This window comes from Streptomyces sp. NPDC057438, assembly GCF_042802995.1.
Lineage (GTDB): Bacteria > Actinomycetota > Actinomycetes > Streptomycetales > Streptomycetaceae > Streptomyces.
The window spans coordinates 14,628-29,349 of the sequence record NZ_JBHVDD010000069.1; the positions used below are offsets into that span (position 1 = coordinate 14,628).

At 73.1% G+C, this 14,722-nt stretch carries 14 protein-coding genes; 8 read left to right on the top strand and 6 right to left on the bottom strand.

Annotation, left to right across the window (positions count from 1 at the left end; genetic code table 11):
* Nucleotides 1-35: 35 nt before the first annotated feature.
* Both ACFU5F_RS29970 and ACFU5F_RS29975 read right to left on the bottom strand, forming a co-directional pair.
* Nucleotides 36-1,337, bottom strand: a complete 1,302-nt coding sequence (locus tag ACFU5F_RS29970) for an SWF or SNF family helicase (RefSeq protein ID WP_383893823.1) — start codon at nt 1,335-1,337, stop codon at nt 36-38.
* A complete protein-coding gene (locus ACFU5F_RS29975; protein ID WP_383893826.1) occupies nt 1,334-4,195 on the bottom strand; it encodes a DEAD/DEAH box helicase in 2,862 nt (953 codons plus the stop codon). The genes ACFU5F_RS29970 and ACFU5F_RS29975 overlap by 4 nt, the downstream gene beginning before the upstream one ends.
* A gap of 245 nt (nt 4,196-4,440) precedes the next feature.
* On the opposite strand from ACFU5F_RS29975, the gene ACFU5F_RS29980 reads away from it, so the two are divergent.
* Entirely contained in the window at nt 4,441-4,629 is a 189-nt protein-coding gene (locus ACFU5F_RS29980; RefSeq protein ID WP_037705135.1) for a hypothetical protein, read from the top strand.
* A gap of 51 nt (nt 4,630-4,680) precedes the next feature.
* Here the strand turns inward: ACFU5F_RS29980 and ACFU5F_RS29985 are convergent, their stop codons facing one another.
* From ACFU5F_RS29985 to ACFU5F_RS29995, 3 genes are all read right to left on the bottom strand, one after another.
* Entirely contained in the window at nt 4,681-5,553 is an 873-nt protein-coding gene (locus ACFU5F_RS29985) for a hypothetical protein (RefSeq protein WP_383893829.1), read from the bottom strand.
* Nucleotides 5,554-5,689: 136 nt separating this feature from the next.
* Nucleotides 5,690-5,986, bottom strand: coding sequence for a hypothetical protein (locus ACFU5F_RS29990; protein WP_383893831.1), 297 nt, complete (start codon nt 5,984-5,986; stop codon nt 5,690-5,692).
* Between the two features lie 269 nt (nt 5,987-6,255).
* Nucleotides 6,256-6,855, bottom strand: a complete 600-nt coding sequence (locus ACFU5F_RS29995) for a class I SAM-dependent methyltransferase (RefSeq protein WP_383893833.1) — start codon at nt 6,853-6,855, stop codon at nt 6,256-6,258.
* A 152-nt stretch (nt 6,856-7,007) separates the two neighbouring features.
* On the opposite strand from ACFU5F_RS29995, the gene ACFU5F_RS30000 reads away from it, so the two are divergent.
* From ACFU5F_RS30000 to ACFU5F_RS30030, 7 genes are all read left to right on the top strand, one after another.
* The gene (locus ACFU5F_RS30000; RefSeq protein WP_383893835.1) at nt 7,008-7,784 is read left to right on the top strand and encodes an MHYT domain-containing protein; all 777 of its coding nucleotides are present in this window, start codon (nt 7,008-7,010) and stop codon (nt 7,782-7,784) included.
* Nucleotides 7,785-7,838: 54 nt separating this feature from the next.
* Nucleotides 7,839-10,391 (top strand): nitrate- and nitrite sensing domain-containing protein, encoded by a 2,553-nt coding sequence (locus ACFU5F_RS30005; protein WP_383893838.1) that lies wholly within the window; start codon nt 7,839-7,841, stop codon nt 10,389-10,391.
* Nucleotides 10,388-10,825, top strand: a complete 438-nt coding sequence (locus tag ACFU5F_RS30010) for a roadblock/LC7 domain-containing protein (RefSeq protein WP_383893841.1) — start codon at nt 10,388-10,390, stop codon at nt 10,823-10,825. The genes ACFU5F_RS30005 and ACFU5F_RS30010 overlap by 4 nt, the downstream gene beginning before the upstream one ends.
* A 20-nt stretch (nt 10,826-10,845) precedes the next feature.
* The gene (locus ACFU5F_RS30015; protein ID WP_383893908.1) at nt 10,846-11,259 is read left to right on the top strand and encodes a DUF742 domain-containing protein; all 414 of its coding nucleotides are present in this window, start codon (nt 10,846-10,848) and stop codon (nt 11,257-11,259) included.
* A gap of 187 nt (nt 11,260-11,446) precedes the next feature.
* Nucleotides 11,447-12,052, top strand: coding sequence for an ATP/GTP-binding protein (locus ACFU5F_RS30020; protein ID WP_383893844.1), 606 nt, complete (start codon nt 11,447-11,449; stop codon nt 12,050-12,052).
* A 225-nt stretch (nt 12,053-12,277) separates the two neighbouring features.
* On the top strand, nt 12,278-12,691 hold the full coding sequence (locus tag ACFU5F_RS30025) for a roadblock/LC7 domain-containing protein (RefSeq protein ID WP_383893847.1): 414 nt from the start codon (nt 12,278-12,280) through the stop codon (nt 12,689-12,691).
* Nucleotides 12,692-12,821: 130 nt separating this feature from the next.
* Nucleotides 12,822-13,907: a DUF6397 family protein gene (locus ACFU5F_RS30030; RefSeq protein WP_383893851.1), complete on the top strand. Its 1,086-nt coding sequence runs from the start codon at nt 12,822-12,824 to the stop codon at nt 13,905-13,907.
* On the opposite strand, the gene ACFU5F_RS30035 is transcribed toward ACFU5F_RS30030, so the two are convergent.
* Nucleotides 13,838-14,713 carry an acyl-CoA thioesterase gene (locus ACFU5F_RS30035; protein ID WP_383893854.1) on the bottom strand — a complete coding sequence of 292 codons (876 nt, stop codon included), beginning with the start codon at nt 14,711-14,713 and terminating at the stop codon, nt 13,838-13,840. The two genes, ACFU5F_RS30030 and ACFU5F_RS30035, sit on opposite strands and share 70 nt — an antisense overlap.
* Nucleotides 14,714-14,722: the final 9 nt, after the last annotated feature.

Below are 14,722 nucleotides of genomic sequence, written 5' to 3' on the forward strand. Positions count from 1 at the left end.
ACGACGTCCGGGCCGCTCGACCCGCCCCGGGACCCTCAGCCGTCGGTCCCGACAGCGCCGGATGCGCGTACGGCTGCCAGCGCCGTCGCCGGATCGTGGGCCGCCGGTCCCACGGGCGCCCACCGCCCCCGCTCCTTGCCGTAGGGCCACCAGCGGCCGTCCCGGCCGAGCCGCAGCTGGGCCGAGCCGCCGACCACCGTCCAGCGGTTGTGCGCGGACCGCAGCGCGGGGCGCTCGTCGTCGTCCCAGGCCGCCAGCAGAGCGGCACGCGCGCGTGCGAGTGCTTCCACCGGTAGGTGCCATTCCTCGTCCAGGACGGCGAGTCCGGCCGCGCCGCCGTACCGCCAGGCACGCACCGCGAGTTCCAGCCCGTCCCGGCTGCGCCCGGAATCCCGAACGAGCCGCACGGTGACACCCGGACCCGGATCACCGGAGGCCAGCCGCACCACGTCCTGAAGGACGGTCGACTCGTCCTCCGCGGGCTGCCGCTCGTGACCGGGCCGGAGGGCCTCGGCCAGCAACCTGTGGGCCTCCCGGGCCGTCTGCGCCGCCAGGAACTCCAGCGCGGCCGGGTCCACCCCGGCCGCGGGCGGGACCTCGGTGTCGAGGGAGGCCGGCAGGCCCGGCCCGACCGGCAGCGCCGGCGGCTCCGGCAACGGCGGAAGGATCGCGCCCGCCGCGAACGCCTCGGCGGCGTCCGGCCCGTCCCGCAGGCCTCCCCGAAGGTCTTCCCCGGTCACCTGCCCGTCCGCCACCGGGGAGGCGCCTCGCACCCGCAGCTCGTCCAGGAGCGTGCGCTCGGCGCGCCCCCGCATCAGCAGCAGGACGAACGGGTCCCGGTCCAGCAGCCGGGCCACCTGGTAGCAGAGGGCAGCGGTGTGACCGCAGTGGTCCCAGGCACCGCAGGCACACTCCGCCTCCAGATCGCCGAGGCCGGGCAGCAGTTCGACCCCGGCGGTCGCGGCGTCCTCGACCAGGTGCGGCGGCATCTCGCGGTCGAGGAGGGCGGCGACGTGCCCGGCCCGCTCCACCGCCATGCCCACGAAGCGGTCCCATTGATCGCCGGACAGCTCCTGCAGCAGCACGTCGGCACGGTGAGCGGTGCCGTCGAGGTCCCGGACGACGGCGGTGACCCGTCCGGGACGCACCGACACCGCGCCCACGGCCCCCGCGCGCGTGAGCCTGCGCCCCGCCTTCACCTGCGCCCCGTCCAGCGCGGCGTCCTCGAGCGCCTTCGACCAGGCCCGGCCCCACCATGTCCGTGCGAGAGCCCGTCCGGGAGCGGGGGCGGGCAAGGTGAACGTGCGCTCGTCGTCGTGTTCCCGGCATCGCGTCATCGTGCGTCCCCTCGAAGCTCCACCAGGTCGGCCAGTTCGGCGTCGGACAATTCGGTGAGCGCCGTGTCGCCGCCGCCGAGCACCGCGTCGGCCAGCTCCCGCTTGCTCCGCAGCATGTCCGCGATGCGGTCCTCGATCGTCCCCTCCGTGATCAGCCGGTGCACCTGCACCGGACGTGTCTGGCCGATGCGGTACGCCCGGTCCGTGGCCTGCGCCTCGACGGCCGGGTTCCACCAGCGGTCGTAGTGCACGACGTGTTCTGCACGGGTCAGGTTCAGACCCGTGCCCGCGGCCTTCAACGACAGCAGGAAGACCGGCACTTCGCCCGCCTGGAACCGTTCGACCATCGACTCGCGCACGGTGACCGGTGTCCCGCCGTGCAGGAACAGCGTGGGCACGCCGCGTGCCGCCAGATGACGTTCCAGAAGGCGCGCCATGCGCACGTACTGCGTGAAGACCAGGACCCCGGTGCCCTCCGAGAGGATGGTGTCCAGCAGTTCGTCCAGCAGCTCCGTCTTCCCGGATCTGCCCGGGACGCGCGGCCTGTCCTCCTTGAGGTACTGGGCGGGATGATTGCAGATCTGCTTCAGCCCGGTCAGCAGCTTCATGATCAGCCCGCGACGTTCCATGCCGTCGGCGTGGGCGATCGCCGCCATGGTCTCGCGGACCAACGCCTCGTACAGCCCCGCCTGTTCCCTGGTGAGCGACACGGCCAGGTCCGTCTCGGTCTTCGGCGGGAGCTCCGGCGCGATGCCCGGGTCCGACTTGCGGCGGCGGAGCAGGAACGGCCGTACGAGACGGGTGAGCCGCTCGGCGGCGACGGGATCGCGGCCGCCCTCCACGGCATCCGCGTACCGGGAGCGGAAGTCGCCGAGCGTGCCGAGGAGGCCCGGAGTGGTCCAGTCGAGGATCGCCCACAGTTCGGACAGGTTGTTCTCCACCGGCGTGCCGGTGAGCGCCACACGTGCGCGTGCCCCGATCGTGCGCAGTGCCTTCGCCGTGGCCGAGCCGGGGTTCTTCACGTGCTGGGCCTCATCCGCCACGACCATGCCCCAGGGCACGCCGGCCAGGTGCGGAGCGTCGAGCCGCATCGTGCCGTACGTGGTCAGGACGAACTCTCCGTCGCCGAGCCCGTCCAGGCTGCGCGAGGACCCGTGGAAGCGGCGCACCGGCACACCGGGCGCGAACTTCTCGATCTCGCGCCGCCAGTTGCCCATCAGTGAGGCCGGACAGACCACGAGGGTGGGTCCCGCCGACGAGGGGTCCGCCTGCCGGTGCAGATGCAGGGCGATCAGGGTGATCGTCTTGCCGAGACCCATGTCGTCGGCGAGACAGCCACCGAGGCCCAGGGAGGTCGTCCGGGCCAGCCAGGAGAGACCGCGCAGCTGGTAGTCCCGCAGTGTGGCCGCCAGACCGGACGGCTGCCCGACCGGCTCGTGCCCCTCGGGGTCCGACAGCCGTTCCCCGAGCGTCGCCAGCCACCCCGTGGGCCGCGCTTCGACCATCCGGCCGTCGACCTCCGTGGAGCCCGTCAGTGCCGCGCCGAGCGCGTCGAGGGGCGACACCTTGCGGTCCCGCTGGGCACGCGCGCGGCGGATCTCCTCCGGATCCACCAGAACCCACTGGTCGCGCAGCCGCACCAGGGGCCGGTTCGCCTCCGCGAGCAGGTCCAGCTCCTGCCGGGTGAGCCGCTGGTCGCCGAGGGCGAACCACCAGTCGAAGGCGAGCAGCGCGTCGGAGGACAGGTACGCCGGTGTGGCCGACGCGGTGCGAGCGGAGCCCCGCTCCTCGTCCGGTGGGCCGATGACCGCCCGCGTGGTCAGGTCGCGCCCCAGGTGCTTCGGCCAGTGCACGTCGACGCCGGCCGCCGCCAGCAGCCGGGCGCCCTCGCCGAGCAGCTCGGTGACCTCCTCGTCGACGAGTTCCACGGCGTCCGGCACCGCTGCCGCCAGCAGCGGGGCGAGCGGCGCCCAGGCGCGGGCCGCGCGGCGCAGTGCCAGCAGGGCGTCCGTCCGCGCGCGCGGCCCGAAGGGCCCGGCGGCGGCCCATACGGCGCGGGCGTCGGCGACGAGCGCCGGGTCGCTCACGCTGTGCACCTGCGGGACGGCGCGGAACACCGGCGCGGCATCGCCCGGATCGTCGGACTCGGCAGAGGTGAGACCGGAGACCTCGACGCGCAGCGAGACACGGACGCCCGCGTCGTGTCCGGCGGCGACGTCCGAGGCCCAGGCGCGTTGCTCGGGGATGTACCGGGCCTCCCGCGCGGCGAAGGCGGGGCCGCCCGCCGCGATGGCGGCTGCGGGGGAGCGGGGGAGAGTGTCGACGACGGCGTCGAGGAAGGCGCGCAGCAGCCGCTCCGGATCGGGCAGCCGCCGTGGCTCGGCCCGGCCGACGGGCACCGCGTGTGCCTCGGGTGGCATGGCGGCGGCCAGTTCCCTCACCCGGTCCAGGTCCTCCGCCCGCAGAGGTCCCGCCCGCCAGGCGTCATGGCCGCTCTCGGTCACACCGGGCAACAGCAGTCCGCGCGCGGCGAACTGGAGCGCCAGCAGGGAGGCCGCACCCCAGAACGCCGTCGCCCGGCCGGCGGCCGCCGCGGCACGCGCGCGGGTGAGCACGGGGAGCGCGGCACGCACCGGCAGTGACACGGCGGGCACCGTGACCTGTTCGATGCCGTCGTCGCCGGGCCGGACGACCGTCAGCTCGCCGGGGGAGCCGTGCGGCAGCGGGGGCGGCGCCGAGCCGTCCGCCCGCCAGAAGGACACCCGTCCGGCGCGGGGAGGGTCCGCCGTCTCGAAGACCGTGTGACAGCGGGCCGGGACGGAGATCACGGAGGGGGGCGCCACGAGGTTCGTCGGCACAGGGATACTGCACTCCTCAAATTTGACTACCTTAGGCAGAATCGCCGATCATACATCACCTCGACCCTCGGATGGCCGGGCGAAGGGGTGACGTGGGTCACTTTTCCCGCACGGTGGTGGGGGCATCTCAGGGATGTACGGGGGTTCGACTCAGGGACGTGTCAGGGTCGTGGTCCGGAACCGCGGGCGCTCCGTTTCCGTTTTCAGGACAGAGAGCGGCAGTGGCCGCGAAGGAGGCGACGCAGATGTCGAAGAGTACGAAGATCGTCGCAGGGGGTGCGGCAATCGGGATCGTCCTGCTGATCCTTCTGCCCTTCCCCTTCTGGGCCAATCTCCTGATAGTCCTGGGGATCCCCACGGCCGCGTACCTCGCGCTGGACCCCTCGCAGCGGCGCAGGCTGCGACGGGTCGGCCGCAAGGAGCTCGGCCGCTGAGGCGCCGCCGGCCCGGTGCGCGTGGGCGCGCCGGCCGGCGGGACTCCGCGGTCAGTTCGGGCGTACGGCGATCTTGTCGAGGGACTCCAGGAGACCGGGCAGTTCCGGTCCCCGGCCCACGGGCAGGACTTCGCCGGGCTCCTCGTCCAGGAGGACGAAGGCGATGTCGTCGGTCCTGGCCACCATCGACCAGCCGGGACCGTCGGCCCGGAGCGTGCGGGCGTCGCCCGGCGCGAAGGAGGAACGGACGCGCCCGAGGGGCGGTGGCGAATCCACGTACGCGCGTGCCTCCGCGAGGACGCGGCGGATGCCCGTACGAGGGATTCCCTGGTCCGTGCCGGGGCCGGAGGCCGCGGTCTCCGCCTCCTTCTCCGCCGTGCCGTCCGTCGCCGCCGGGGCGATGCCGTCCTGCCCGGTGAACGCGGAGTCGTCGATCTGCTCCCGCCACGTGGACCACTGCAGAGCGATCTCGTCGGCTCCCAGGCGTCGCTGGGCGGGGCCCCATGTGCCGGTGTCCGGCGGGCTCAGCGGCGGAAGACCCGAGACCTCCGGGTCGGGGTCGTGGGGGGCCGGCACGCCCGGGGCCGCCACCGCCACCGCCAGGGGCCAGCCCGGCAGCGCGGCCACGACCGAGTGCTCGTCGGGTGACAGGTCGTACTCCATGCCGCAGTCCCAGGACGCGATGGCCACGGCGACCAGCGACACATCGTCCACGGCGACCGTCCACCGGGCACCTTCGCCGTCCTGGCCCAGGACGATCCCGTACCCGTCGGCGAGCGGTGCAAGACCGAGGGCCGCGCACGCCTCCGGATAGTCGTCCCCCAGCACGCTCGGGAAGTTCGCGGGCGTGAGCAGTACCGCCGTCAGCACATACAGTGCGTCGTCGTCCGCGGCGGTGACGGCGTCCTCGTCCGTCCCGGCCATGCCGGCCTCCCATTGCTCTCGCTCGTCCGTCGGCGCACCTTAATGCGCGCGGCGGGCCCTTGTCACGAGCCGGAGCAGCTACGGAGCCGCAGGTGTCCGGGCGGACAGGGCGGAATCGACCGAGACCCGCACGCGGTCAGGCGGCGGGCAGCCCCAGAAGCGACCGTGCGACCGTCTGCGGAGACTCGTCCCGCTCCCTCGCGAGCGCGATGACCGCCCGGCACGCCAGCTCGCTGACCCCGAACGACAGGGCCTCGGGCGAGACCCAGGTCACGGCCTCGTCGACCTGATCCTGGTCGTCGTCGGCGCAAGCGGAGATGTAGACGGCGGCTGCCTCGAACAGGTTGTGTGTGCGCTTCGACTCCCGCGCGGTGTTCTCCGTGCGCGACGAGGCGAAGAATCTTCCGATGGACTTGCGAGCACTCTCGAACATACGGACTACCTACCCCCCGCGTCGGGTTCACAGCCGTCCTCATCAACGTAGAGTCGGAGTCGGCGCCGCAGAAGAGGGAGTACGGGTTGGCGCCCGCGCGAGCGGCGCATTCAGGACGCGGGCGTTCCGGCTCGCGGATGCCCCCGGAAGGCCCCTCACGGGCTCTCCCGGACCTGCCGGCCCCTGTCGGCACCCTCCGGCCGCCGGGTTCTCGCGACCCCTTCCGGCGTCCTTTGGCCCCTGCGGGCTCCTGCGACCCGAGCCGTGACTCATCCGTCGCGGGTGGCGAGCGCGAGGAAGCGGGTGTCCTCGTCGGCGTACGACGTCAGGCGCCAGCCCGCGGCGGCCAGCAGCGGTCGCAGGTTCCCCTCGGCGCGCAGGTCCTCAGGGGTGAGCCGCCGCCCCTGGCGCGCCGCGAGCGCCGCCCGGCCGATGGGATGGAAGAGGGCCAGGGTGCCGCCCGGCCGGACCACCCTCGCCAGCTCCCGCAGGTTCTCGGCCGGGTCGGGCAGGTGTGCGACGAGACCGGCGGCGAACACCGCGTCCAGCGACTCGGTGCGCAGTGGCAGCCCGGCCACGTCGGCCAGCAGCAACCGCCCCTCGCGATCCCGTCCCGCACGTACGGCGGCCTCCAGCATGGCGGGCGTCAGATCCGCCCCGAGTACCACTCCGTCCGGTCCGACGGCGGCGCGCAACGGTGTCAGGGCGCGTCCCGTGCCGCAGCCCGCGTCCAGCACCCGGTCGCCCGCGCGCAGGCCGAGGTCGGCGACCGCGGCCGCGTAGGCGGGTCCGTCGTCGGGGAAACGGGTGTCCCAGTGCGCCGCCCGTGCCGAGAAGAACTCCTGTACATGTGTGTGGTCGTCACTCATGCTCCGCATGATCTCCCACCGGAACGGCCCGGAAGGTGACGCGCACGTTCGGGCGACGGGCGATCGTTGCAGTGCATATATGCGCCACATTCCAGCACCTTTCGAAATGCGCCCCCTTGGTGCTCCCGTGCCCCCACTAGCGTCCCGGAGCCATGGGACACCTGGACCACGCCACCTTCGGCTGGCTTACCCCCGCGCTCTCGTATGTCATGGCCTCCATCGGCGCCGCGCTCGGCCTGCGCTGCACGGTCCGCGCGCTCGCCACCACCGGCAGGTCCCGTCGCAACTGGCTCCTCACCGCGGCGTCCGCGATCGGCACCGGCATCTGGACCATGCACTTCGTGGCGATGCTCGGCTTCGGCGTCGGCGGCACCGAGATCCGCTACGACGTGCCGCTGACCATCCTCAGTCTCCTCGTCGCGATGACCGTGGTCTGCGGCGGAGTCTTCGCGGTCGGCTACAGCCGGGACCGGGGCCGGGCCCTCCTGCTGGGCGGGCTCACCACGGGCCTGGGCGTCGCGAGCATGCACTACCTGGGCATGGCCGCCGTCCGCCTGCACGGCGCCGTGACCTACGACCCGCCACTGGTCGCGCTCTCCGTCGTGATCGCCGTGGTGGCCGCGACCGCCGCCCTCTGGGCGGCGCTCAACATCGAGTCGCCCCTCGCGGTCACCGTCGCGTCCCTGGTCATGGGGGCGGCGGTGAGCAGCATGCACTACACCGCGATGTGGGCGGTGCGTGTGGAGGTCACTCCGTCCGGGGCGGCCCTGCCCGGGGCCACGGCGATGCAGTTCATCTTCCCCCTCGCCGTCGGCCTCGGGTCCTACCTCTTCCTCACCTCGGCGTTCGTCGCGCTGTCACCGACGGCCGGGGAGCGCGAGGCGTCCGCGTCGGCCCAACGGCCGGTCGAGAACGCCGCCGCCCTCTAGCCGCGCGCGGCGGCTGTAGAGCCCCGCCCCCGAACCACCCCGATCGAGGAGGCCATGCGTACACCCCGCAGGACCACGACAGCCGGCGACCAGACGCCGCCCCGGCCCGCCGTACGAGGCCGCCGCGCCCACGCCGGACCTCCCGCCGACGAGCGTCCCGACCCCGGCGGGCGCTTCGACCCCGACGAGACCGGCGCCCCGACGACCGGGCCGCCCCCACGCGCCGGACGATGGCACATACGCCCCCGCACCGTCCGGGCCAAGATCGTCTGCCTGCTCATGGTGCCCGTCGTCTCCCTGCTCGCCCTGTGGGCGTACGCCACCGTCACCACCGCCCAGGACATCGCCCGCATCCGGCAGGCGCAGCGCGTCGACGCCTCCGTACGCGGCCCCGTCGCCGACGCCGTCGCGGCGCTCCAGGCCGAGCGCGTGGCAGCCGTGCGCTACGCGACCAGGCCCTCCGCCCAGCGGGAGAGCGAACTGCGCACGACGGCGCGGCACACCGGCCGGGCGGTCGACGCGCTGCGCCTGGGGGACCGGCACACCGTCGCCGACGGCGCGGACCTGCCGACAGCAGTGGCCGGACGACTGGCCGGGTTCGTGGCCGGTGCCGACCGTCTGAGCGCGCTGCGCACGTCGGTGCTCGACCGCCGTACGGGCTGGACCGAGACGTACCAGCGCTACACCACGACCATCGCCACCGCCTTCGGCGTGGGCGGCGCACTCACCGGCATCCAGGACGCCGAACGCGGCTCCGACGCGCGCGTTCTGCTGGAGTTCTCCCGCGCGGGCGAGGCACTGGCACAGGAGGACACGGTCCTGGCCGGCGCCCACCTGACCGGAACCCTCGACCGGGAGCGGCTGCGCCTGTTCACCGGGGCCGTCGACACCCGCCGCACCCTGACCGAGGCCGCCGGTGCCGACCTGCGCGGACCCGAGCGTGCCGCCTGGCAGGCACTCGCCGGTGAAGGCGCCTACGCCGATCTGCGTGCCGTCGAGGACGCGGTCCTCGCCGGCGGGCCCGGAGCCCGGGCGCTCCACGCCGCCCCCGAGACCGCCTGGAAGCCTGCCCACGCGCGCGTGCGGGACGACATGCGCGGTATCGAGTCCGACGCCGGACGCGATGCCGCCGACTCCGCCGGCCCGTTCACCCGCGCCCTGCTCACCCCAGCGGGTGCCGCGGTGCTCCTCGGCCTCGCCGCCGTCGCCGCCTCCCTCGTCATCTCCGTACGCATCGGACGGGGCCTGGTCGTCGAACTGGTGAGGCTGCGCAACGACGCCCTGGAGATCGCCCGCCGGAAACTGCCGCACGCCATGCGCCGGCTGCGTGCCGGGGAGGAGATCGACGTCGACACCGAGGCTCCGCCCGGACCGCCCGCGGAGGACGAGACCGGTCAGGTCGCCGAGGCCCTCGGCACGGTGCACCGGGCTGCCCTGCACGCCGCCGTCGAGCGCGCCGAACTCGCCGACGGCATCTCCGGTGTCTTCGTCAACCTCGCCCGCCGCAGCCAGATCCTCGTCCACCGCCAACTCAGCCTGCTCGACAGCATGGAGCGCCGCTCCGACGACCCCGACGAACTCAGCGACCTCTTCCGCCTCGACCACCTCACCACCCGCATGCGACGCCACGCGGAAAGCCTGATCATCCTCTCCGGAGCCGCGCCCGGGCGCGCCTGGCGCCTGCCCGTCTCCCTGACCAACGTGGTCCGGGCCGCCGTCTCCGAGATCGAGGACTACGCGCGCGTGGAGGTACGAGGCCTCCCCGAAGCGAAGATCGCCGGCACCGCCGTGGCGGACCTCACCCATCTCCTGGCGGAACTCGTCGAGAACGCCGCCCAGTTCTCACCGCCCCACACGCGCGTGCGGATCACCGGCGAACCAGTCGGCAACGGGTACGCCGTCGAGATCGAGGACCGGGGTCTCGGCATGGGCAAGGAGACCCTCGTCGAGGCCAATCGCCGCATCGAACAGTCCGAAGCCCTGGACCTGTTCGACAGCGACCGGCTCGGCCTGTTCGTCGTGAGCCGCCTCTCCGCCCGCCACGACATCAAGGTCCACCTGCGGACCTCGCCCTACGGCGGCACCACTGCCGTGGTCCTCCTCCCCACCACCCTCCTCCACAGCGGGGCGCCGGAACCTTCCCCCCGTGCCGCTGCCGAGTCACAGCCACCGTCCGAACAACGCGCGTACGCGCGCGTGGCGGCCGCCACGCACCCAGAACCCGTCGAACCGGCCGCGGACCGGCGTGCCCTCATGGTGCCCGTCGCCTCCGCCGGGCCGTTCCCGGGGGACGGTCCGCCCGAGCAGCCGCCGGGCGTCACCGCCCTGCGGTCCCACCGCCACACGTCGGAACCGGACGACACCGGTGAACTGCCGCGCCGCGTACGCCAGGCGCATCTCGCACCCCAGCTCCGCGAACAGCGCGCCGGGCAGCCCACGCCGACAGCCACCGAGCCGCCCGACGACGCCCGCACTCCGGAGCTCGTCAGGGACCGTATGACGGCCTACCGCGACGGCTGGGTGCGTGGCGGCGGCAGGGCACCCGGCCTCGGCGTCACCCAAGGCCCGGCGACGGGCAGCGACAGCAGCGAAGGAGACCCCGCATGATCCAGGACCCGAGAGCCAGGGCCACCGAGCGGTCCGGCGAACTCGACTGGCTGCTGGACGACCTGGTACTGCGTGTGCACGAGGTGCGGCACGCCGTGGTCCTGTCCAACGACGGCCTCGCCGTGGGCGCCTCCGGTGACCTCAAGCGGGCGGACGCCGAGCACCTGGCCGCCGTCGCCTCCGGCTTCCACAGCCTGGCCAAGGGCACGGGCCGCCACTTCGGCGCCGGCGGCGTACGCCAGACCATGGTGGAGATGGACGACGGCTTCCTCTTCGTGGCAGCCGCCGGCGACGGCTCCTGTCTCGCCGTCCTCACCGCGGTCACGGCCGACATCGGACTGGTGGCGTACGAGATGGCGCGGCTGGTGAAGCGCGTCGGAGAGCACCTCCGCACGCCCACCCGCGCCGGCGCGCGCCCACCCGCGGCCGGATGAGCCGGGAACGGGCCCTGCTCATGACCGAGGGCAGCACGGGCTCCGCGCGGGAGCCGTCGGACAGCCGGTGGTACGACCAGGACGCCGGGCCGCTCGTCCGGCCGTACGCGATGACGGGCGGCCGCACCAAGTCCGGCCCGAGCGGCGCCCGTTTCGACCTGATCGCACTGGTCGCGCTCTGTGCCGGGGCACCCGGCGCCGACGACTCCCGGCTCGGCCCCGAGCACCGCGCGCTCGTCGAGCTGTGCCGCACGGAGAACCAGTCGGTCGCCGAACTCGCCGCGGGCACCGACCTGCCCGTCGGCGTCGTGCGGGTCCTCCTCGGCGACCTCCTGGAGCTGGGCCGGATCACCGTGAGCCGTCCCGTTCCCCCCGCGCGGCTGCCGGACGAGCGGATCCTGCGCGAGGTGATCGAGGGGCTCAGGGCGCTGTAGACGAACGGACACGAGCGTCGCGCCCGTACCGACTTGCGCCACGAACCAGGCTCGAACAAGCACAAAGCGGTCGGTGGAATGAAAAATCGGTTCAACGCCACACGGACGGATGGCTGTTGCCATGATGCTGACTCCTCACAGCCGTACCGATGTCGACCACGGCCGACACTCCCGAGAGAAGTGATCGATGGTCTCCGAGCACTCCGAAGAGACAGAGGGCGACACGGGCGCCCTGGCACTGAAGATCCTCGTCGCCGGTGGATTCGGCGTGGGCAAGACCACCCTGGTCGGTGCGGTCAGCGAGATCAGACCGCTGCGCACCGAGGAACTCCTGAGCGAGGTGGGCCAGTCGGTGGACGACACCGACGGGGTGGACCAGAAGGTCACCACCACCGTCGCCATGGACTTCGGACGCATCACCATCAGGTCCGGACTCTCGCTCTACCTGTTCGGCACACCGGGCCAGGACCGGTTCTGGTTCCTGTGGGACGAACTGGCGCAAGGGGCGCTGGGTGCCGTCGTCCTCGCGGACACCAGACGGCTCCAGGACTGCTTTCCGGCCGTCGACTACTTCGAACACCGCCACATCCCGTTCGTGGTCGCCGTCAACTGCTTCTCGGGAGCCCGCTCGTACGGCGTCCCCGACGTCGCGCGCGCCCTCGATCTCGACGAGGGAACCCCCGTGGTCCTCTGTGACGCCCGCGACCGCGACTCCGGCAAGGAAGTACTGATACGGCTCGTCGAATACGCCGGTCGGATGCACACCGCCCGGCTGCTCGACTCCGTGGGCTGAACCGGCGGCAACGCGCCGCGCCCTGGCCGGTTTCCGGCCCTTGACACCGTTGATTCGGGTGGGGAAGCACCCGTTGTCGCCGTTCGCCCGGAAGTCCCGGCATGCCTTGTCGGTCATCTTCCTTGCCATGTCCCCGTCCTGCTTGCTCCGGCGGCGGCGGTGGGGAAGGCTGAATCGTCGGATCCTCCTTGCCAGGGGGGAGCGACGACACGGGGAGTAGCGACGATGGTGCGGAACGCGGGACTCGGTTGGCTGCTGGACGACCTGACCGAGCGCGTCGAACCCGTACGGCACGCCTTGGTGCTGTCCAACGACGGACTCGTCACCGCGGCCAGCACCGGGCTGCGGCGGGAGGACTCCGAGCACCTGGCGGCGGTCTCCGCGGGACTGCAGAGCCTCGCCAAAGGCTCGGGCCGCCACTTCGGCGCCGGCGACGTCCGGCAGACCATGATCGAGTTCGACGACGCGGTGCTCTTCGTCATCGCGGCCGGGCCGGGCAGCTGTCTCTGTGTGCTGAGCGCCGCGGAAGCCGACATCGGCCAGGTCGGCTACGAGATGACGCTGCTGGTGAACCGCGTCGGCGAACACCTCCGCGTGGACGCCCGCCGGCCCGAACGCTCCTCTGCGATGGACCGCTGACCTGCTGTTCTCGTCGACGCGGGCCGAGTTATCCACAGGCCCGTCACGGCTTTCGGCAAACGGGCTACGGTTTTTCCCGAGGCGAGCGCGAGACCGGCGCGAGCACCGTACCGCACGGGGGAGAACCATCATGTCCGGAGACACCGTCACCCGATCCACCACGCACTCCGCATCCGCCCTGCGCGGTTCACCGGACGCGACCCCGGCACCGGCGCGGGCGAGCGGCCGCACCCTCGCACTGAGCCGTGCCGCCCGCGAACTGGGCCTGAAACGAGGCGAACTCGATCTCGCCGTGCACCTGGGATGCCTTCGCACGGTCGCCGAGGACGAGGGCGGAGCCCGCCGGATCGCACGGGAAGAAATCGACCGGCTCCGAGCGGACAAGGGCTTCCCGGAAACGCTGCGAGAACGCGTCCACGCCGTGAGTTCCCTCCCGGCGGCCGAGATCCTGGGCGTGCCCGTCTCACGGTTCACACGCCTCGCCCGGCTGGGTCTGCTCACGCCGGTCACGTTCTCCCTCAACCGCTACCGGGCCGTGGTCTGGCTCTATCCGGCGGCCGAACTGCGGCAGTTCGCGGCGGACGAGAAGAACGCCCGATGGCTGACGGGCCGCATGCCGCAGGACGCGAGGCGTCAGCTGGCAGCGGGACTGGACCTGCGACCCCGGAACTGGCGGGGGCGCCAGCTCGGATTCCTGCTGCGGCAGTCCGACGACCCCTGGAGGCGCGCCGCGGCCCCGGCCGCCCTGCTCGATCCGATCCAGGTCGCGGAGATCGTCCAGGACCCCTACGAGCGCGCCCACCTCAACCGCCACCGGCCCGCGCGGGCCGACCAGTCCCCGCCCGACTCGCCCGCCGCGCGGATCGTCGTGGGGATCATGACGGCGGACGATCCCGACGAGATCGCATGGCTGCGGACCGACCTCCTGCAGGCGCTCGCCGAGGCCCGCGCCCATCGCCTCGCGCCGCGGTCGCGTCGGAAAGAGCCCGCGCCCCCCACCGCACGGCGCGGAACACCGAGGCCGGGGCCGAGTCCGTCCAGGGCCGGGCAGCGTCCGGGGGATCCGCGGCCGACGGCGGGCACGGCGCCCGAGGGACTACGGGGCCTGCTGGGCCGGCTCCGGCGCGGGCCCCGTCGGCCGGCCGGTCAGGCGCCGAGCTTGCGGAACAACCCTTCCTGGACGACCGACACCAACAGGCGGCCCTCCAGGTCGTAGATGCGGCCGCGGGCCAGCCCCCGGCCGCCCACAGCGATCGGTGACTCCTGGTCGTACAGGAACCACTCGTCCGCCCGGAACGGCCGGTGGAACCACATGGCGTGATCCAGCGACGCCATGTCGAAGCCGCGCGGCCCCCACAGGGGCTCGACCGGGATCCGGACGGCGTCCAGGAGAGTCATGTCGCTGGCGTAGGTCAGCGCGCAGGTGTGCACGAGCGGGTCGTCCCCCAGCGGCCCCACGGCCCGCATCCACACCGCGCTGCGCGGTTCGGCGTTCTCGACCTCCTCGGTGGTCCAGCGCAGCCGGTCGACATAGCGGATGTCGAAGGGCTGACGCCGGGCCATGCGCTCCAACTGCTCCGGCAGCGCGCCCAGATGCTCGGTGATCTCCTGCGTCACCGTCGGCAGCGACTCGGGGTCCGGCACCTTCCGGGCGGGCGGCAGCTGGTGCTCGAAGCTCCCCTCTTCAGGCTTGTGGAAGGAGGCGGTCAGATTGAAGATCGTGCGGCCCTGCTGCACGGCGGTGACCCGGCGCGTGGTGAACGACCGCCCGTCGCGGACCCGCTCGACCTGGTACACGATGGGCACACCCGGCCGGCCCGGGCGCAGGAAGTACGCGTGCAGCGAATGCACCGGCCGGTCGCCCTCCGTGGTGCGGCCTGCGGCCACCAGTGCCTGGCCGGCGACCTGGCCGCCGAAGACCCTCTGCAGGGACTCCTGCGGGCTGCGCCCACGGAAGATGTTGACCTCGATCTGCTCCAGGTCGAGCAGGTCGACAAGCCGCTCGGCGGGGTTGGTCGTCATGTACTGGCC